We start from the raw sequence: 18,419 nt of genomic DNA on the forward strand, positions 1-18,419 counted from the left end.
AAAGGGAGAAAGAGAAAATGTCAAACTCAGCAAATGACTCAGCAACAATCAAACAACGGGTCGACCAGCTCTTTAATGACCTCAGTTTCGAGGAGAAAGTCGCCCAGTTAGTTGGCTATAATCAGGCCGCCTGGTCGAATGACGATTTGGAACACGATTTTCCCAGTGGCGCAGGCCAAGTCTCGTTGTTGGTGGGTGAGGAGATGCAACACATCGAAGACGTGGCCCGCGTGCAGCGCCAAATCCAGGAGAAAATCATCGCGCTTTCACCGCACCATATTCCGGCTTTGTTCCATGTCGAAACGCTGACCGGGGTTAAACTGCCTGGTGCGACCAGCTTTCCGACCGGGATTGCGCAGGCTGCGACGTTCGACCCGGAGGCAGCGGAACAAATGGGCGAGGCAATTGGGCGCGAAACCAAAGGGGTTGGGGCCACACTGGCCTTTTCGCCGGTCCTCGATATTTCCCGCGACGCGCGGTTTGGCCGCCAGGGTGAAACGTTTGGGGAAGACCCGACACTTGCGAGCGAAATGGGTACTGCAGTTGTGACGGGGATTCAGAAAAATGGCCGAACAGCTGCGGTCGCGAAGCATTTTCTCGGGTATCAGGCGGCGGAAAGCGGCATTCATGCAGCTGTGGCGAACATTCCGGAGCGGCTGCTCCATGAAGTGTATGCCAAGCCGTTCCAGGCGGCCATCTCGCTGGGTCATTTGAAAGGCGTGATGCCTTGTTACAGTGCCATTAACGGGGAACCGGTGACCGGCTCAAAGCATCTGCTGACAGATCTGTTGCGCAACCAGATGGGCTTCAACGGTATTACTGCCTCTGATTACAGCGGCATCAGCGAGATTTTTACCCGCTATCATCTAGGCGGACAATTAGCTGACGCTGCACACCGAGCGCTGCTTGCCGGGGTCGATCAGGAGTTGCCCTCAATGAATGCCTACCGACCAGAGGTACTGAAGCAGTACGTGGGTCAAAAGGACTTTGATGACGCCCTTGCTGCCGCGGTAAAGCGTGTGTTGACCCTCAAATTTGAACTTGGCGTCTTTGATCATCCGTTCGCAGAAGCGCCGACTGAGGTGACACACAGCTTCAGTCAGCCGGCGGCCATTGCGGCGAGCCGGCGGGTTGCCACCGAGTCGTTAGTTCTGCTTAAAAATAAAGGCATTTTACCCTTAAGCAAGAACAAGCAATCGATTGCCTTGGTTGGGTGGCACGCCGACGCAATTCGCACGATGTTTGGTGGGTATACCTATATGTCGACGATTGAAAAGCATTTCGGGGTTAAAAACACGATGGCCGGAGTCGAGGACGTCAAGTCTGAGCTGACGCCTGCAGGCTCGAAGAAACATTACCCTGGATCCAACGTTGACGTGGAAAATCCTGATGTTGAAGCCTTTGCTCGCTCTCAGCAACCGCAGATGAAGTCTTTACGCCAGCAAATTGAAGCGGACGTTCCGAGTGCGACCGTCAATTATGCCTATGGGTTCCCGTACGTTGGGGATGATGAAAGTCACTTCGACAAGGCACTTGATGCGATTCGCCAAAGTGATGTCGCCATCATCACAGTTGGCGGCAAGTATGGCACTGGTTCTTCTGCATCACAAGGGGAAGGAATCGATGCCACTAACATCAATTTACCGAAGTGTCAGGAAGACTTTATTGAAGCCGCAGCACGATTGAATAAGCCACTGGTCATCGTGCACTTCGGCGGTCGACCAATTTCCAGTGATGCGGCTGACCGGTACGCAGACGCAATTCTGGAAGCCTGGAATCCTGCCGAATGTGGGAGTGAGGCCATCGTCAGTGTTCTTTTTGGTGATTGCGAACCCACTGGGAGAATGCCGGCAACGACTGCATATACCGCCGGCCAGTTGCCGCTTTACTACAATCACCCGAATGGCTCGAGCTATCACCAGGCGACTGGTGGTGCATTTGACGGCTACGTGGACTGTCCCCACGAGCCCCGGTACTACTTCGGCGCGGGCTTATCCTACACGACGTTTGCTTATGGCGCATTTAAAGCGACCGCCGATTCGGTGGGGACGATTCATGTTGCATGCAGTGTCACCAATACTGGTAGCCGTGAAGGTACGGAAACTGTTCAGTTGTATGGCCAAAATCGTCACGCCTCGATGGTGCGGCCTAACATTGAACTACTAGGATTTAGCCGTGTGCCGCTGAGGGCTCACGAGACCAAGCAGGTCGAATTCACTGTAGAACCGAGTCAACTCGCATACTTGAACAACGAAATGAAATGGACTCTCGACCAGGGCGAATACCAGTTTTCGATTGGCCATTCCGCCGGGGAGCTGAAGTTCAGTGGGACTGTCGCAATTCGCCAGTCTCAGTTTTTCGGGGAGACCGACCGTTCACTTTTCGCACAAGCAACGGTGACGCCCCCGGCTGCAGATTGAGAATCTCGGCCGCGATCATCATTGCTGCCCGGCGGTCTGGGTGTCGACAAAGTGTGATTAGCCGTTCAGCACCGCTAAACAATCAGCAGCACATTATCCAGAGTATGGAGGGATAAGGTTGGAAGAAGCAAAACTTAGACAGTTATTGAACTCACTCACCATCGAAGAAAAAATTGGCCAGCTGGTCCAACTATCCGGGGAGTTTTACAACGCTTCAGATATTTCAATGGGGCCTCAACGTAAACTTGGCATCACTCAGCGAATGGTTGACCTTTCGGGATCAGTTCTGAACGTGGCCGGGGCAAGGCAAATTCACCGTTTGCAAGAAGCACATTTGGCTAAAGGCGGGCACGCCATTCCCCTGCTGTTCATGTCGGATATCGTCTATGGCTACAAGACGGTATACCCGATACCTTTGGGAATGGGGGCCTCATGGGATCCAGCTTTGATCAAGAAGGCTTACGAGAATGCCGCTGAAGAAGCGTATGCTGGTGGCCAGCAAGTTGCTTTCGCGCCCATGGTCGACCTCGTTCATGATGCCAGGTGGGGCCGAGTCTTGGAATCGACTGGTGAGGATCCATATCTCAACGCGCAGTTTGCGAAAGCGATGGTGGGCGGCTTTCAAAGTGGTCTCAAGAATGGCAAGGGCATTGTCTCCTGCGTCAAGCACTTTGCCGGTTACGGCGCAGTTGAAGCAGGGCGGGAGTATAACTCTGCAGATATGTCCATCAGTAACCTGTACCAGGACTATCTGCCTTCCTATAAGGCGGCGGTCCAGGCGGGCGCCAAAATGGTGATGACGTCGTTGACCACTTTGAACGGCGTGCCGGCGACTGCTGATAAATGGCTGTTGAGCGATCTGTTACGTAAGCAGTGGGGCTTTAACGGCGTGGTGATCAGCGATTATGCGTCGATTTATGAACTGACTCAGCATGGCTTTGCAGCGGATGAACAGGATGCTGCGTACAAGGCCTTGGATGCTGGTGTCGATATCGATATGAAGTCGCCTTGCTACGCGAATGGGCTGAAACCGTTGCTTGCGGACGGCCGGCTGAGCGAGAAAAAAATCGATGCGGCGGTTTGGCGTGTGCTGTCTTTGAAGAACGAACTGTGTCTGTTTGAAGACCCGTTCCGTGGTTCCTCCGAAGCGCTGGAAAAAGCCAACTTACTGACTCCTGCTAAGCGCCAGCTGGCCAGAAGGGTCAGTCAGGAGGCGATGGTGCTGCTCAAAAATCAACGGCATCTGCTCCCGCTTGACCGTTCAAGCCATCATCAGGTGGCACTGATTGGTCCTTATGCGGATGAGTATAAGATGTTGGGCCTGTGGGCGATTCATGGTGACCCGAAGGATACAATCACCTTTAAGCAAGGGGTCGGTGAGTATCTGGATGCGAGTCGACTGACGGTAGAAAAAGGGACAGATATCATACGCGATGCTGATTTCTTCGCCGAGTCCGGGCGTCCGGAAGATCAAGCAAACAGTCAGATTTCCGATTCGGCAACTGAGAAGAAGCATCACGATAGTGCAATTGCTGCTGCCAAGCGTGCTGACATTATTATTTTTGCCGGCGGTGAGCACACGCTGCAAAGCGGCGAGGCGGGATCAAGAACCAAGCTGAGATTGCCTGATAACCAGCAGCGCTTGCTTGACGAGCTGGCAACGTTGGGTAAGCCAGTTATTTCGGTGATCATCAGTGGCCGGCCGTTGGTCCTGACTGATGTCCTCGCGGATTCTGATGCCGTCATCCAGGCGTGGTTCCCAGGTATCGAAGGCGGACACGCCTTAGCGGACATTATCTTTGGTGCTTATAATCCCTCGGGTCGGCTGTCAATGAGCATGCCAGCGGTTGAGGGCCAAGCCCCGATTTACTACAATCATCTCAGCACCGGCCGTCCTGAAAAGACCTCTCAACACGTTGGCCGCTTTGTTTCAAGGTACACAGACGCGCCAACTGGACCATTATTCCCGTTTGGATATGGGCTATCGTATGGCGAGGTCACTTATCACCAGCCGACGATTGACCAGAGCCAAATCAGTTCGGCTCAGTCAGTAACGATTAGTGTGCCAGTTGAGAATGCTGGGGATATTGACAGAACCGAAACCATTCAACTTTATCTGCATGATGAAGTGGCTTCAATTGTTCAACCAGTCAAACGGTTGATCGATTTCAAGCGTGAAGTGATTCCTGCTGGTAAAACGGTGACCGTCTCTTTCGAAGTCAAAGCCCAGCAGCTGGGTTTTTACAACCAGCGAGGGGAGTATGTGATCGAACCTGGTAAGTTCGAACTGATGGTTGGCCCCAACTCAGATGAGACTCAGGCAGTTGAGTTTAGTCTCAAGGATTAACTAGCTTTTGTTGCTGTGGGAAACAGATTTTTGTCCATTGCGGGGGCCACAAGTGGTGCCCGCGTTTTTGGCTGCGCGCTGTTCGATGGCATACCTCATTTGAAGAGTTGTTATAACAATTTATGATTTGATGAGAGAAATCGCCAGAATCGTGTTAAAATGCGTCATGATGACACCGTATACATGAGTCACTGAGATAAGGGAGTATCCAATTTCATGAAGACGAAGTATGAATTGATTGCGGAAACGCTGCGCCAGAAAATTATGAATCACGACTATGAGGTGGGGGAACAGCTGCCCCAGGAGGAAGCCCTGGCGAAGGCCTACAACGCCAGTCGAATTACAGTTCGACGCGCCCTGGATGAGCTTCAGTCGGCCGGCCTGATCAATCGGGTTCAAGGCGCGGGGACGTTTGTGAAGAGTGATAAGGAAATCGAGGAGGAGCCGGGCAGTTTTGATTTGATTGACCCGGCGACGGTTTCAATCGACGTGCTGGATTTTGCAGTCACCAAGGCCACTCCGGAAATCAAGAAACGCCTAGCCGTCAATGATTATGACTTTGTCTACGATATTAAACGGCGCTACATGCTGGACGGTAAACCGGTCGGCTACAACCGCCTGTGGATGCCCGTTAAGGTGATCCAAGGGATGCGGCTGGACGTGCTGAAAGGGTCCATTTACGATTTTCTGCAAAATGATCTCGATTTGACTTTAGAGTCATCACGCCGGTCTTTTGCCGTTGCGCTGGCTGATGCCGATGTCGCTAAAGCCTTGTCAGTCAAAGCGGGCACGCCACTGCTGGAAGTGATTCAGGAATCATACTTGGCGCAGGGCAAAAAATTCGAGTACGGCAAAACGGAAATTGTTACCAGCCGGTATTCATTGCAGGAGACGCTGATGTAAAATTTTTTCGAACAAAAGGTCATAACAACTAAAAAGGGTATTGGCTATTCACGACAACGAATCTATATTAATCCGTGTAAGGGGTTTCAAATTCAGCTTCAAGGAGGAATTATTATGACTTTACGTGTTGGACTCTTTTGTTCCGGCGGGATGTCGACTAGCCTGATTGGTTCGAAGATGCAAAAGGTTTACGACGCAGCCCAACGCGATGTCAAGGTCACCGCATCCGATTTGTCCATGATCGATGAAATTGGGGACGATCTAGACGTGATCATCATCGCACCGCAGATTAACTGGGCGGCTGACCAGGTTAAGCAGCAGCATCCAAAAGCAAAAGTTGTGCCGCTAACAATGCAAGAATTTGGTCAGATGGATGGCAAGGTCATCGTCGACAAGCTTGATAACGAAGGGGTGACAAGCAATGAAGGCTAGTGCATGGACGCGATTCCAGGCAGGCTTTACGAAGACTGCTGGGAAAATTGCGGCGAATAAACTGCTGTTAACGCTTCGTGATTCCTTCATTCTTGTGGCCTCAACCACAATGATTGCCGGGTTTGCGACAATGATTTCGTCGGTTTTTGTCGATCCTTTAAACGGGTTGATTTTCGGCAAGCAGGGCCTGCAGTTAGGTAAAGTGATTGCTGGCTCCTGGGGTGCCTGGAGCAAGTCAGGTTTGTACAACGGCCTGCTGTCCACCCAGGGCTTGATCAGTTTGATTGCCAATGGGTCTTTGAACCTCATGGCGCTGCTGCTGGTCATCGTCTTTGCTTACATCCTGTCCCGCAAGTTCTACCGTAACAATAAAGAGCACATGACCTCCGTCATTTACGCGGTCGGTGCGTTCTTCATTTGCTTACCTTGGACATTCAAGTACGTCAACGGTAAGAGCACTGTTGACGTCACCAACGCCATCAATTCAACGTACCTTGGGACTCAAGGGGTCTTTGCCGCACTGGTCATTTCCGGTTTGGCGGTTGTGATCTACAACGAGATTTTAAAGCGGAACATCACCATCAAAATGCCAGACTCTGTGCCACCGGCTGTTGCCCGCAGTTTTGAATCATTGATTCCAGGCCTGGTCACAATGCTGTTCTTCGTCTGCGTCACTGGCCTGTCCAACACGCTGACTGGCAAATCGATTCCGGATCTGCTGCTGTCACTGCTGCAAAAGCCAGCGATGGCCGTTGCCGGCACTGGTGCGTTTGCCTTTGTTTCGCAGTTTACCTGGTCTTTGCTTCAGTGGTTCGGGATTCACCCAACTTCCATTTGGGGCCCGATCTTCGGCTTGACCTGGAACATTAACGATACGCAAAACATGCTGGGTCAGGCGCACCACCTGTACTCCACCATGTTCATGAACTTCTCGACTATTGCTGCTGGGACGTTTGCCTTGGCACCAGTCCTCGCGATCCTCATTGCGTCGCGTCAGGCCTCTGATAAGAAGATTGGTAAGATTGCCTTAATGCCAGCGATTTTCAACATTTCAGAGCCGATCACCTTCGGCCTGCCAATTGTTTTGAACCCGATTTACGCGATTCCATTCATCATTGTGCAGCCACTTTGCTTCTACCTTGCAGTGTTCTTCACTAAGATTGGGTTCATTGGGGTCATCATGAACAATGTTCCTTGGACTGTGCCGCCGATTCTTTCCGGTTTGCTGTTCTCCGGGTCAATTAACGGGGCCATTGTCCAGCTGATTAACCTTGCTGTCGCCACCCTGATTTGGATTCCATTCGTTCAGGTCTCCAACCGGATCAATGCACAGAAGCAACAGGAAAAGGAAGACAAAGCAGCGCTTGACGATGCTGCTAAAGGATCTGAAGCTTAATGGATGAGAAACAGTTAAAGCGCGCGATGCAGCTGATTGCAATCGCCGGCAACGCCCGCTCTGAGGCCGTAAGGGCCATGCAATCCGCTGACGATGAAAAGTTTGACGAGGCCGACGAGCTGTTGGCCAAGGCGAAAAAAGATCTTCACGATGCGCACAACATTCAAACCCAGTGGATGTCTGCTGAAATGGGCGGGGAAGTCGTAGAGAAGTCTCTGCTGCTGATCCATTCTCAGGACCACTTCATTGCCGCAGATATCATGATGACGGTTGCCACCGAGCACTTAGCTCAGGCGAAGAAAATCAAAGCACTCGAGGCGAAACTCAATGCTTGATCACGTCATTTTGGCGCCAGTGTTTACTGGGGGCGCAGTTTTGCAAGCAGCTAAACCAGTGACAGTCTTTGGCTGGGGCCCAAGTGGGGCGCTTGTCCGTGTTTTACTGGGCGGACAGAAGCGTGACACCGTGGTTCCGGAGACTGGCAAGTGGCAAGTTAGCTTTGGCAGCTTTCCGTATCGGTTGAAGACTCAGTTAACAATCACGGCCGGCCAAGCTTCGACGACTGAAGACGTGCAGTTCGGCGATGTGTTCCTGCTGGCTGGCCAATCGAACATTGAGTACAAGCTGCAGGACGACGCGGAGTTTGACACGGAGAAAGCCAATTTCTCTGCCACCAACATCCATGTCTACTACACCCCGCAAATCGAGTATGAAAAGTCGCTCACCTTTGGTTGGGGAGAAGTTACGACCCCCAGCTGGCAGTCTTTGACGAAGGATAATCTCGGCGATGTGTCTGCTGTCGGGTATTACGCTTTGAACAAAATTGCGCATGCGAACCCAGATATTCCGCTGGGGATGCTGGAATGCTTCAAGGGCGGCACTAGTGCATCAAGCTGGATGGCAGAAGCCACATTAGCCGCTGATCCGGCGCTGGCCGCGGGTTATCTCGAGCCTTACCACCAAGCTGTGGATGGCAAGAGCGCCGCTGACTTCGATCGTGCGGATACCGATTACAACACCATCCTTGAGGCGTACAACGCCAAAAAGGCGGCGTATATGCAGGCGCACCCAGAGCTCAGTCAGGAGCAAGTGAAGATGCACGTCGGTCACACGCCCTGGCCGCCCCCAATGCGGCCGGAAAGCTACCTGCGGCCGAACGGACTGTTCCACACGATGGTCGAGAAGACGGCGCCTTATACCGTCAAAGCGATGGTGTGGTACCAGGGTGAAAACGACGCCGACCATGCCGCGCTATATGAAAAGTTGCTGCCACGGCTAATTATCCAGTGGCGCACGACTTTTCAGCAGAGCAGTTTACCAGTCTATCTTATTCAGCTGCCGCAGTATCAAGATGAGCCGCATCACGCGTGGGCGCAGATTCGTCAGGCGCAGTGGCACACCAGCCAGCGGCTGGAAGACATTCACCTTGTCTCCCTCGTCGATACCGGTGAGCAGCATAATATCCATCCTGTCCACAAGCGTACGGCCGGCCAGCGCCTTGGCAGTTTGATCCTCAGTCAGGGGCAAACGCCGTGTGTGACCAGTTGCAAGCGCGTGGGGGATGCGGTCGTCTTGACGGTCGAGCCGGCGACTCAGCTGGTGGTGCAAGGTGAAACACCGGTTGAGGGGTTGTTGAATGGTCACTGGCAGCCGATGAAGGTGAAAGTGGCCGGCAATCAGCTGATTATTTCTGACCCAGCGCACGTTGAAAAGCTGCGCTATGCATACCGCAATGCACCGATCCCATCATTCTTTAACGAGGATGGTTACCCCCTAAGTCCGTTCTTGCTAAGTGTGAGCGAGTAACCGTAACTGGCGCTGGGAATTCGCAATCTAGTTTGGTAGTTAAGGAGAAGCCTGCCGTCTGGGCTTCTTTTTTGGTTTGGTGCAGATTTAGGACTTAGTCTGTGTGCTCGACGCCATGATTCTCATGGCTTACACGTTCAAATCACGCCACATGTCTTCAGCATTGTCGTAAGTCTTATGTGCTTTGGAATGGTCTGATTCGTGGAGCGCCTCTAGGGTCTCACTTGGAAGAGTTGAGGGTTCAAAAGGCAGCCGATGCGTCCTGACCATGGCGGCGATAAACAAATTAATGGCTGTATTCAGATCAATTCCTAAGTCTTTGGCAACTTCCTGACCAGCAGTCTTCAGTGCAGAGTCGATGCGGATGTTGAGCTGAACCTCTTTCTTTTTGGTGGCCATTTGCGAGTCCTCCATTCGTTATTTGGTCAGTTTCTGGCTTGCTAATTATACCAAGTTGTTGGTGATTCAGTGTGTGTGTCAAGCAATTTGGTATGAGGACATACTTCTCCGGCATAGTTGCACTGTGGTCAGACTTATGAATAAATGACGAAAAAAAGAAGGCCTGAATACTCGTTGTTGAGTATCCAGACCTTCTTGTTTAAGGCTTTGCTTTAGTCGTGCAGCGTGAACTGCAGCTTCATCCGCGGGGCGGCGAGCTCGATCATCTGGCCCAGCAGCTGGTTGGAGTTGTTGAACGAGACGTCGGCGAGCTTGGCGTTGACCTCGGTGAGATAAGCGGTGGTGTCCGGCTTGTCCAGCGCCACCTTGTCGCTTTCCAGCTGGATGTGGCGGCATTCGCCCACCGTGTTCTGCTCGAAAATGTTCTCGAAGTCTTCAAACAGGTGGAAGTCGTAGTCGCCAAACGTCGCCAGCAGGTAGGAGAGCCAGTACTGACTGCCCTGAGTGTAGTGGGCGCCGGTGTTCTTGTACTGAGCCGGGGTGTCGTTGACGTTGGCATAAAATGGCACGACCGCGTTGAACGTGTTCGGGCCGTATGCCAGCCAGTGAATACCCGCGATTTCCTTTGGCACATCGTTGCGGATCTGCAGAATGTGCAGCTCCTGGTTGCGATTGATGCCGATTGGCCGGTACAGCTTCTTTTGGCCTTCAGTGTTGGTGGTGCCGTAAGGGTCAAAGTCAGTGTTTTCGTAGTGGGAGCTCAGCACAAACTTAACGTCTTCAACCGAGATTTTCTTTTCCGTGCGGCAGATGAACGGCAGGTCCTGGTCGATCGGGCTCTGGTCAATTTCTGGGTTGAAGTACTTTTGGCCGTACCAAGCGCGCGGATTGTTGTAGCGCGTGTCCTTAACAGTTGAGGAGCCGAAGATGTGGCGCAGGTTGTAGCCTTCAGGATCCGGGTTCAGGTGGTTGTCGTCGACGAGCTGCTTCAGATCCGGTGCACACAGCGTGTCGTCGGAGTCGAAGTCAAAATGGTCGATGTTGAAGCGGTTTGGCGCGATGACATAGGCGTCGTCGGGGATGCGGACCGCGGCCCAGTGATGGCCGGCGATGCTGTCGAAGTACCAGCATTCGTCCTTGTCGGAGAAGCAGATACCGTTGGTTTCGTAAGTCCCGTACTGCTCGAGCAGCTTGCCCAGGCGCTGCACACCTTCGCGGGCGCTGTGGATGTACGGCAGCACGATGGCGGTGATGTCCTCTTCGCCCAGACCATCCGGATTCATCGGATCAACGCCCAAAGCGCGGGAGTTGGTTGTGATGGTTTCGGTTGCGGTCATCGCGACGTTTTCGCTGTTGATGCCGGCCGCGGCCCAGATGCCGTGGCCGTCCACCGCGTCAGGGGTGGAGGTGTAGCCGAGCGGGTTGTCCGGCAGTTCGACGTGGAACTTGGAGAGCACAGCCTGGTAGTGGCGTGGCTGGTCTTCCGGCTTCACGTAAACGAACTTCTCGGGGTTGAGCGCCTCGGCGCCGTCCTCGTTGCGGGCGATCATGGTCGAGCCGTCAATGCTGGCCTTCTTGCCGACCAGAATGGTCGTGCAGGAGCCTTTGTAGCGTTTCGTCAAAAGGATCATCTCTTTCTCAAAAGTTTGCCTCTTTATTGTAGGCTTTCGGCGGGGAAAATGCGAAAAGCCCGTGAAAGGTCTCTTGAAATGTTACAGTTCAATGACTTTGACGATTTGGCTCTTTACGACATAATGTGTCGCCCCGATGAATATAATTAGCGTGTATCTCAATTATTTGGCCAAGGAGTTTAGTCTTTGGCTTTCAGGAGGCGGTATCAATGGGTGAAGAAGTTGCAGTGGCACATACGAATGCAGAGGTCCAGGCGGTTTACCAGAAGGCGCAGCAGTTTGATCAAGCACGCGATTGGAATATTCCGAGTTATGCGTGGGACGTTGCACATATTAAGCAGCTTCAGCAAATGTCATTGGACAGTATCATTAATCATCTGCGCCAATTAATTGCCGCGAAGTTAGGGATGGAGGATCTTCAACGCCAACTTGAACAGCAGACCCGCAGTGAGACGGACCACTTCAATAGCGCCTTGGCTGAACAGAAGAAACAATTGAAACGTTACGTCTATTTGAACCAGCACCCGCATGAGGCAGCATATTTTAAAGAGCATCCGAATGGGTATCCAAGAGAGCAGAAAATTGATTATCACAACACGAGAACGGCGTTTTGGGGCACTTTCATTGCCTGGGGACTGTGTGTGGGTGCCGGGTTAAGTGTGAACTATGCCCCAAACGTTTTGATTTCGGTTGTATTAGTATTGTTCTCTCTGCTTTCGGCGGTGATGATTCCTATCTTTGTTGTGTTGTATCTTATGGCTAAATTTGGCTTTCATTTCTCACAGCCCTGGTCAAATTATCATAACTGGCGGATTCGTAAAGTCAGGACAGACATTCTCAAAGCCGACGAGGAATACCGGCGGGCGAATAACCGTAATGATGAAGCGCTACTTGAAAAAGAATTTAAATATCCAGATGCCATCACCGCATATCGCGGTGAGTATGTTGAAGCAATGCAAGAGACTTTGGTCAAGACGAATGCGCAATTGCAGCAGTACATCGTCACGGTTAATGCGCATGTCGGATTCTTCCCGCCTGACGACACACAGAATATGCAGCACTTATTCCGCGTCTACCTGCAGTTTTGGAATGGCCGGGCAGCGGACTGGCAGACCGCGACAACGCTGGTGGACCAGAGCGAACAGATGAATGACCTCAAAGAGAGCCTGATTGCCGAGATTCACTCCGCAACCACGGCGGTCATTGACTCAATCAATCAGGCCCGGGACCAGATCACCAATGCGATTGAAGACGCAGTCGACGCAATCAATGAGGTCGCCGATGAAGTCAATCACATGACGAACGCAATCAATTACTGGGGCAGGGTTCAAACGGAATTATCCGCGGTCCAAACTGGGTTATTGGCGCAAGCTGATGCTCGTATCGGTGCATACCGGCGGTACTAAGTTTCAAGGTGAATTAGGATTTTGCAAGGCCCTTGTTGGGGCCTTTTTGATTGTTTAACGACTTAAAATAAATGCCTGACAGAATTTGCGACTGGTCCGATGGTTTAAATAAGGAAAAATTTCGCCAAACGTGGTGAGCCAATTTTCACAGTTTTCTTAGTGAGTGCGGCTTTGCGATTTAGACAGATCATGGCAGTCGCTTAGTCGTCATTAGACCTTGGCTCCGAGGCTCAACTGTCCGGGTGGATAAGAAATTTTTGCGATATTGGTTGCACATTTCTGAGTGAGGCAGTATAGTACCAGTGTAATAGCTAACTAGAACACTCGTAAGGAGGCGCGGCATGGAGTTCGACGATAAGGTCCCGATTTATTTTCAAATCGAGCAGTACATCGACCGCGAGATCATCGTCGGCAACCTGGCGCCAGGCGCGCAGGTCCCGGCGGTGCGGCAGTTGGCGCTCACGCTGACGGTCAACGTCAACACGATCCAGCGGGCGCTGGCAGAGCTGATCCGCGAAGGCATCCTGGTGTCCGAGCGCGGCAAGGGCAACTTTGTCACCACGGACACGCAGGTCTTGGCCCAGATGAAAAAGCGCGTGATCCAAGGCGAGCTGGCCGGCACCTACGATCATCTGGCGTCCTTGGGGATGGCACCGGCGGAAATGGTCGCGGCACTGGAGGAGTACATCAAGGAGCGAAAGGGTGGTGAATCGCATGACTGAGGCATTGGCGATTCAGGGATTGAGTTATCGACGGAACCAGAAGCAGATTTTAAAAGACGTCAACTTGACGCTGCCGACCGGCCAAATCGTCGGCCTGCTGGGGGCCAACGGCGCAGGGAAAACGACGCTGATGCGGCTGATTGCCGGCAGCGCGATCAACTTCCGCGGCACGATCGACGTGGCCGGCGTCACCAAAGCGCCGCAGCGCAAGGGCCAAATCAGTTTCTCCGCGCAAATGGCCGGGTTCAACCCGAACTGGCGCGTGGGCCAGGTGGCCGATGTGATGACGGCGCTGTTTCCGGATTTCCGCACAGCGGACTTCCTGCAGCTGGCCCAGCTGCTGGACCTGGACCAAAAGCAGCGCATCAAGCGGCTGTCGAAAGGCAATCAGCGCAAACTGCAGCTGGCGGTGACGCTGTCCCGCCGCGCGGCGCTGTACCTGCTGGACGAGCCGTTTGACGGCATCGATGTGATGACGCGCAAGGCGATGCTCAGCAGCATCCTGCGCTGGACGCCAGAGCAGGCGACACTGGTGATCTCCGACCACCACGTGTCAGACATCGACCAGCTGCTGGATCAGGTGGTCGTGATCAAGGACCAGACCGTGGTCGCTCAGGAGGCGGCGGATACGATCCGCGCCAAGGGCCAAAGCATTGAGGCCTACTTTGAGAGTTTTTACGGAGGTGAGCAGCATGACTAGCATGAGTAAAGTATTTTGGCAGATGACCAAAGAACGCGTTCGGCAGGTCACGCAGCTGATCGAGATCGACCTGGGCGTGATCGCGGTGCTCGTGATCATGCGGCTGCTGGGGCGGATTTCGACAGACGATGTGCTTGGCTTTTCGACCCTTTTCGGCTTGATTACCGTGATGGTCGGCTTCATCGCCCAGGCGCAAAGCCAAGAGCAGGTCTGGGTCCAAAACCGCTGGCGGCTGGTGCCGATTGCCGACTGGAAGCTGTACTGTGCCAGCACGCTTTCGAACCTCGCGACCAGCGTCTACCTGTGGGCCGTCATCGCGGCGATCACAACTGTGGAGGTGCTGGTTTCTGGAAATAAGGGAAATTGGTCGAACACTGGTTTCACGATGGTGGCCAGTGTGCTGGTCCTGGTTCTGGTGATGCTCTTGCTGCTTTGGACCTTGATCAGTCTGGAACACATGCTAATTACCATGATCACTGACTTTCTGCCGGGCATGCAGGAAAAATGGCTCCGTTGTGTCATTATTTTTGCCAGCATTCTGGTTTCGCTCAAGCTGGTCGACTGGTTCTTCAGCGGCCTCGGCTGGCTGATCAAGGTGACTGGCATCACCGGCGCCTCGCTTAATTCGTCCATGACGATTGACGGCGCTGGGCTGACGATGCACGGCACCGTGCTTGCCGATCTCTGGCTCAGCACTGGCGTGTTTGCCGCCGCGGTGCTGCTGCTCGGCGCGCTGAACTGCTTTCTGCTCAGTCGTTGGGTGGAAACCAAGCAGACACCAACGGCGGTATAGTCTTGAGCATGAAAAGATGGCTGATTATGGCGGCCGCGGCCTTGGTGTTGATACTGGCTGGCACGTTGCCGGTGATTCGCGCGGCCCGGCTGGTGCCAATTTCCGCACTGCGTTACGAGTAAGATTCTATTTCAGTCGCCAAACAGGACCACGAGTCGCAAAACTGCGAAAACTCGTGGTCCTGTTTGGCCCCAAAATCAGTCTTTCTGCAGCGGGTCGTCACTGGCAACAAAGTGGAATTCGCTGCCGTCAAAACTCATTTCCAGGATCGCGCAGTTGCCGGTGTAAATCTGGTAGCCGGTCATCGGCCAGGGCAGGTAGTGCAGCAGGAAGGCGTGCATCGCGCCGCCGTGGCTGACGGCCAGGACCGTGTCGCCCTTGGCGTGCTGCATGACGTCAGTGAGCGTGGCCACCATGCGTTTTTGCACGTCCAGCATCGCCTCACCGCCGTAGCCGTGGTCGGCAAAAAAGGTGCCGTAGCTGGCCTCGCCGGGATGCTTGGGGTTGAGCGTTTCGCTTCCGCCTTCAAACACGCCGAAGTTCCACTCCTTGATGCCCTTCAGCCGCTGGTAGGGCTGGTCGGTGATGAGCTCCAGCGTGTCTGACGCGCGCTCCTGAGTGGAGGACACTGCGCAGGTGAAATGAATGCCGCGTTTTTCGTAAAAGGCCTTGGCCGCCTTGGCCTGCGCGATGCCGCGTGCGGTCAGCGGCGAATCCGAGGCGCCTTGGATTCGGTGGTAAACGTTGAATAAGGTTTCGCCGTGCCGCATCAGATAGAGAGTTTTCATTGGCTGATCCTTTCGTTCTGAAAAAAATTGGGTTACGTCTGCTGCTCGGCGTTCAGCGCGTCGAGCTCTTGAATGATCTGCTGGCACTCGTCGAGGTTCTTGGCCACGGCGCCCGAGGCCAGGGGATGACCACCGCCGCCGTGCTTGACCGCGAGGTGGTTGATTGGCCAGTTCTTGGAACGCAGCTCGACGCGCCACTGCCCGTCCGCGCGCTCGGTGAACATGACCCAGGACTGCACCGTGGTGAGCTTGCCGACCGTCGAAACCGCCGCCTGGGCCTCGCCGGGCTGCAGCTGCAGCTCTTCGATCACTTTTTGCGTGATGAAGAGGCTGCCGGCGCCATGTGGGGAAACCTGCATGTTGCCGAGCGCGTAAGCCTCAAGGTGCGCGATGGCCGGCGTGTAGTCGGACTCGGCGCGGCCGATTGCCGGCGCGTCGATGCCGGTGCGCATGAGGTCAGCGGCGACTTCGTGCGTGTGCGGCGTGGTCAGGTCGTACAAAAAGCGGCCGGTGTCGCCGATGATGCCGGCGTACAGCATCGCGGCCACCGGCTTGGTGAGCTGCAGGTCGGGGCTGGCCGCGATCATGTCCGCGACGATTTCCGAGCAGCTGGACGCGTTGGTGTTGACGAAGCTTAGATCACCGAAGGGCTCGCGGTCCGGGTGGTGGTCGATTTTGATCAGTTGCTTGCCGTCCTGCCAGTGGGCGCCGGCGATGCGCGGCTGGTTGGCTGTGTCGATGACGACCACGACGGCATCAGCATAGGCCTCAGCCGGCACGGTATCAGGCGTCGTGATCCAGGCCAGGCCGGCATCGGGTTCGCCCGCCTTGAGGACGGTTTTTTCCGGGTACGCGGCGGTCAAAGCGGCCGCCAAGCCGCCCTGGGAGCCGAACGCGTCGGGGTCGGGATTTTGGTGGCGGTGAATGATGATGGTGTCCGCGGCTTTCAGCGCCGCGAGAATTTGCGTGATGGTTGCTTGCATGATGTGCCTCCTACCAGTAGTTTAGCGTTTACCTTGCGAAAAAGGTACCGGCGTTGTGGTATTATTGAAGCTAATTACTGACAAGACAGGGAGATCATCATGCGTAATCTAGAAATGCTGACGGACTTGTACGAGTTTTCCATGGCGGGCGGCTTCCACCACGACCTGCCGCAGACCCGCGGCGTGTTTGACATCTTTTACCGCGACGTGCCGGACAAGGGCAGCTTTGTGCTGGCGGCCGGATTGGCGCAGGCCGTCGATGTGCTGCGCGATTTTCATTTTTCGCCTGATGACATTGCCTACCTGCGCAGCCTGAAGCTGTACGACGAGGACTTTTTGCAGTACTTGGCTAACCTCAAGCTGGACTGCACGGTGTCTGCGGTGCCCGAGGGGACGCCGGTGTTCCCGCGCGAGCCCTTGATGACGGTCGAAGGGCCGCTGGATCAGGCGCAGCTGCTGGAAACGGTGCTGCTCAACATTTTGAACCACCAGTCGCTGATCGCCACCAAGGCGCGGCGGATCACCTTCGCCGCGGCGGGCCGGCCGGTCATGGAGTTCGGCGCGCGCCGGGCGCAGGGGCCAGATTCCGCGATTTACGGGACGCGCGCGGCCATCATCGGCGGGGCGGCGTCGACCTCCAACGTGCTCGCCGCGAAAATGTTTGGCATTCCGGCGGCCGGCACCATGGCCCACAGCTGGGTCGAAGCCTACCCGAGTGAGCTGGCGGCTTTTCGCGCCTGGGCCAAGCACTACCCGGACAATGCGGCGCTGCTGGTCGACACCTACGACGTGCTGAATTCCGGCGTGCCGAACGCCATCACCGTGTTCAAGGAACTGCGCGCGGCCGGCCATAAGCCGGTCGGCATCCGCATCGATTCTGGCGACATCGCCCGGCTTTCCAAGGCAGCCCGCCGCATGCTCGACGCCGCCGGCTTTCCGGATGTGAAAATCACTGCCAGCAACGCCCTGGACGAAAACGTCATCCCGGCACTGCTGGGTGAAGGCGCGCCGCTGGACAACTTCGGCATCGGCGAGAAAATGATTACCAGCTCGTCCTCGCCGGTCCTGTCCGGGGTCTACAAGCTGGCGGCCACGCGCACCAACGGCGTCCTGAAGCCGAAGATCAAGGTGTCGGCGTCAATTGAAAAAACCACCCTGCCGGGCATCAAGCAGACCTACCGCCTGTACACGCCGGGCACCCATGAGGCGTTTGCCGATGTCATCGCACTGGCCGACGAAAAGCTGGAAGCGCCGCTGGCCGTGGTCAACAGTAACCCGCTGCTCACTTCCAAGCGCATCGTGCTGAAGGCCTTTGACGCGGCGCCGCTGAGCGCGCCAGTGCCGCTGGATCAGCCGGCGCCAAGCGACGTATTTGCAATTCAGCGTCACGCCAAGGCCAAGCTCAGTGAGCTGCCACTCGAGACCCAGCGCCTGGTCAACCCGGACACCTACACCGTGTACGTGACCCAGAAACTGGCCGACCTGCAACAACAGCTGGTGGACGAGGCTAAGAAAGATTAACTTTTTAGGAAAACCTGCAATCATCTGGTTGCGGTTTTTTTTTGCGTTGCACAAAAAAGCCGCCAGTTGGGGGACTGGCGGCAAAAGTTTGGGGTGCGCCTCACTTGGGGGGATGAGACGCGATAGGAGGAGTAAATATGAAGATTGGGGTATGGGATAGAAGCAAGTTTGC

16 protein-coding genes are annotated in these 18,419 nt (G+C 54.5%); 12 read left to right on the top strand and 4 right to left on the bottom strand.

The genetic code is table 11. The features are described from left to right. Window positions 1-17 precede the first annotated feature (17 nt). The 7 genes from EKM86_RS03830 (at window position 18) to EKM86_RS03860 (ending at window position 9,304) form a co-directional block, all read left to right on the top strand. Window positions 18-2,420: a glycoside hydrolase family 3 N-terminal domain-containing protein gene (locus tag EKM86_RS03830; RefSeq protein WP_125755223.1), complete on the top strand. Its 2,403-nt coding sequence runs from the start codon at window positions 18-20 to the stop codon at window positions 2,418-2,420. 118 nt (window positions 2,421-2,538) lie between these two features. Further along, window positions 2,539-4,767 carry a beta-glucosidase BglX gene (bglX, locus tag EKM86_RS03835; protein WP_125755225.1) on the top strand — a complete coding sequence of 743 codons (2,229 nt, stop codon included), beginning with the start codon at window positions 2,539-2,541 and terminating at the stop codon, window positions 4,765-4,767. Between the two features lie 216 nt (window positions 4,768-4,983). Next, window positions 4,984-5,670, top strand: a complete 687-nt coding sequence (locus EKM86_RS03840) for a GntR family transcriptional regulator (RefSeq protein WP_125755227.1) — start codon at window positions 4,984-4,986, stop codon at window positions 5,668-5,670. A 114-nt stretch (window positions 5,671-5,784) separates the two neighbouring features. Then, window positions 5,785-6,102 (top strand): PTS sugar transporter subunit IIB, encoded by a 318-nt coding sequence (locus EKM86_RS03845; RefSeq protein ID WP_225419347.1) that lies wholly within the window; start codon window positions 5,785-5,787, stop codon window positions 6,100-6,102. Beyond that, entirely contained in the window at window positions 6,092-7,498 is a 1,407-nt protein-coding gene (locus EKM86_RS03850) for a PTS sugar transporter subunit IIC (protein ID WP_125755231.1), read from the top strand. Before EKM86_RS03845 ends, EKM86_RS03850 begins: the two co-directional genes overlap by 11 nt. After that, complete coding sequence (locus tag EKM86_RS03855; protein ID WP_125755233.1) at window positions 7,498-7,833, top strand: PTS lactose/cellobiose transporter subunit IIA; 336 nt, start codon at window positions 7,498-7,500, stop codon at window positions 7,831-7,833. The genes EKM86_RS03850 and EKM86_RS03855 overlap by 1 nt, the downstream gene beginning before the upstream one ends. A 40-nt stretch (window positions 7,834-7,873) precedes the next feature. Then, complete coding sequence (locus EKM86_RS03860) at window positions 7,874-9,304, top strand: sialate O-acetylesterase (RefSeq protein ID WP_164506161.1); 1,431 nt, start codon at window positions 7,874-7,876, stop codon at window positions 9,302-9,304. A 129-nt stretch (window positions 9,305-9,433) separates the two neighbouring features. Here EKM86_RS03860 and EKM86_RS03865 read toward each other — a convergent pair whose 3' ends face one another. Further along, a complete protein-coding gene (locus EKM86_RS03865) occupies window positions 9,434-9,703 on the bottom strand; it encodes a type II toxin-antitoxin system RelB/DinJ family antitoxin (RefSeq protein ID WP_125755237.1) in 270 nt (89 codons plus the stop codon). A 212-nt stretch (window positions 9,704-9,915) separates the two neighbouring features. Continuing rightward, the gene (locus tag EKM86_RS03870) at window positions 9,916-11,325 is read right to left on the bottom strand and encodes a C69 family dipeptidase (protein ID WP_125755239.1); all 1,410 of its coding nucleotides are present in this window, start codon (window positions 11,323-11,325) and stop codon (window positions 9,916-9,918) included. Window positions 11,326-11,543: 218 nt separating this feature from the next. Between EKM86_RS03870 and EKM86_RS03875 the strand changes: the two genes are divergently transcribed. The 4 genes from EKM86_RS03875 to EKM86_RS03890 all read left to right on the top strand — a co-directional run bounded on the left by EKM86_RS03875 (window position 11,544) and on the right by EKM86_RS03890 (window position 14,955). Next, the gene (locus tag EKM86_RS03875; RefSeq protein WP_125755241.1) at window positions 11,544-12,740 is read left to right on the top strand and encodes a hypothetical protein; all 1,197 of its coding nucleotides are present in this window, start codon (window positions 11,544-11,546) and stop codon (window positions 12,738-12,740) included. 341 nt (window positions 12,741-13,081) lie between these two features. Beyond that, window positions 13,082-13,462: a GntR family transcriptional regulator gene (locus EKM86_RS03880; RefSeq protein WP_125755243.1), complete on the top strand. Its 381-nt coding sequence runs from the start codon at window positions 13,082-13,084 to the stop codon at window positions 13,460-13,462. After that, a complete protein-coding gene (locus tag EKM86_RS03885; protein ID WP_125755245.1) occupies window positions 13,455-14,162 on the top strand; it encodes an ATP-binding cassette domain-containing protein in 708 nt (235 codons plus the stop codon). Before EKM86_RS03880 ends, EKM86_RS03885 begins: the two co-directional genes overlap by 8 nt. Further along, complete coding sequence (locus EKM86_RS03890; RefSeq protein WP_125755247.1) at window positions 14,155-14,955, top strand: hypothetical protein; 801 nt, start codon at window positions 14,155-14,157, stop codon at window positions 14,953-14,955. Before EKM86_RS03885 ends, EKM86_RS03890 begins: the two co-directional genes overlap by 8 nt. Before the next feature lie 197 nt (window positions 14,956-15,152). Here EKM86_RS03890 and EKM86_RS03895 read toward each other — a convergent pair whose 3' ends face one another. Both EKM86_RS03895 and EKM86_RS03900 read right to left on the bottom strand, forming a co-directional pair. After that, window positions 15,153-15,743 carry a histidine phosphatase family protein gene (locus EKM86_RS03895; protein ID WP_125755249.1) on the bottom strand — a complete coding sequence of 197 codons (591 nt, stop codon included), beginning with the start codon at window positions 15,741-15,743 and terminating at the stop codon, window positions 15,153-15,155. A 32-nt stretch (window positions 15,744-15,775) separates the two neighbouring features. Further along, a complete protein-coding gene (locus tag EKM86_RS03900; RefSeq protein ID WP_125755251.1) occupies window positions 15,776-16,726 on the bottom strand; it encodes a DHH family phosphoesterase in 951 nt (316 codons plus the stop codon). Window positions 16,727-16,822: 96 nt separating this feature from the next. Between EKM86_RS03900 and EKM86_RS03905 the strand changes: the two genes are divergently transcribed. Then, window positions 16,823-18,247, top strand: a complete 1,425-nt coding sequence (locus EKM86_RS03905; RefSeq protein ID WP_379908853.1) for a nicotinate phosphoribosyltransferase — start codon at window positions 16,823-16,825, stop codon at window positions 18,245-18,247. Window positions 18,248-18,419: the final 172 nt, after the last annotated feature.

Source organism: Lacticaseibacillus hegangensis, assembly GCF_003946465.1.
GTDB lineage: Bacteria > Bacillota > Bacilli > Lactobacillales > Lactobacillaceae > Lacticaseibacillus > Lacticaseibacillus hegangensis.

What these genes read in the sequence shown, in the direction of transcription:
- EKM86_RS03830 (WP_125755223.1), top strand. Translation starts at nt 18, where the DNA reads ATGTCAAACTCAGCAAATGACTCAGCAACAATCAAACAACGGGTCGAC.
- EKM86_RS03840 (WP_125755227.1), top strand. Translation starts at nt 4,984, where the DNA reads ATGAAGACGAAGTATGAATTGATTGCGGAAACGCTGCGCCAGAAAATT.
- EKM86_RS03845 (WP_225419347.1), top strand. Translation starts at nt 5,785, where the DNA reads ATGACTTTACGTGTTGGACTCTTTTGTTCCGGCGGGATGTCGACTAGC.
- EKM86_RS03850 (WP_125755231.1), top strand. Translation starts at nt 6,092, where the DNA reads ATGAAGGCTAGTGCATGGACGCGATTCCAGGCAGGCTTTACGAAGACT.
- EKM86_RS03855 (WP_125755233.1), top strand. Translation starts at nt 7,498, where the DNA reads ATGGATGAGAAACAGTTAAAGCGCGCGATGCAGCTGATTGCAATCGCC.
- EKM86_RS03865 (WP_125755237.1), bottom strand. Translation starts at nt 9,703, where the DNA reads ATGGCCACCAAAAAGAAAGAGGTTCAGCTCAACATCCGCATCGACTCT.
- EKM86_RS03875 (WP_125755241.1), top strand. Translation starts at nt 11,544, where the DNA reads ATGGGTGAAGAAGTTGCAGTGGCACATACGAATGCAGAGGTCCAGGCG.
- EKM86_RS03880 (WP_125755243.1), top strand. Translation starts at nt 13,082, where the DNA reads ATGGAGTTCGACGATAAGGTCCCGATTTATTTTCAAATCGAGCAGTAC.
- EKM86_RS03885 (WP_125755245.1), top strand. Translation starts at nt 13,455, where the DNA reads ATGACTGAGGCATTGGCGATTCAGGGATTGAGTTATCGACGGAACCAG.
- EKM86_RS03890 (WP_125755247.1), top strand. Translation starts at nt 14,155, where the DNA reads ATGACTAGCATGAGTAAAGTATTTTGGCAGATGACCAAAGAACGCGTT.
- EKM86_RS03895 (WP_125755249.1), bottom strand. Translation starts at nt 15,743, where the DNA reads ATGAAAACTCTCTATCTGATGCGGCACGGCGAAACCTTATTCAACGTT.
- EKM86_RS03900 (WP_125755251.1), bottom strand. Translation starts at nt 16,726, where the DNA reads ATGCAAGCAACCATCACGCAAATTCTCGCGGCGCTGAAAGCCGCGGAC.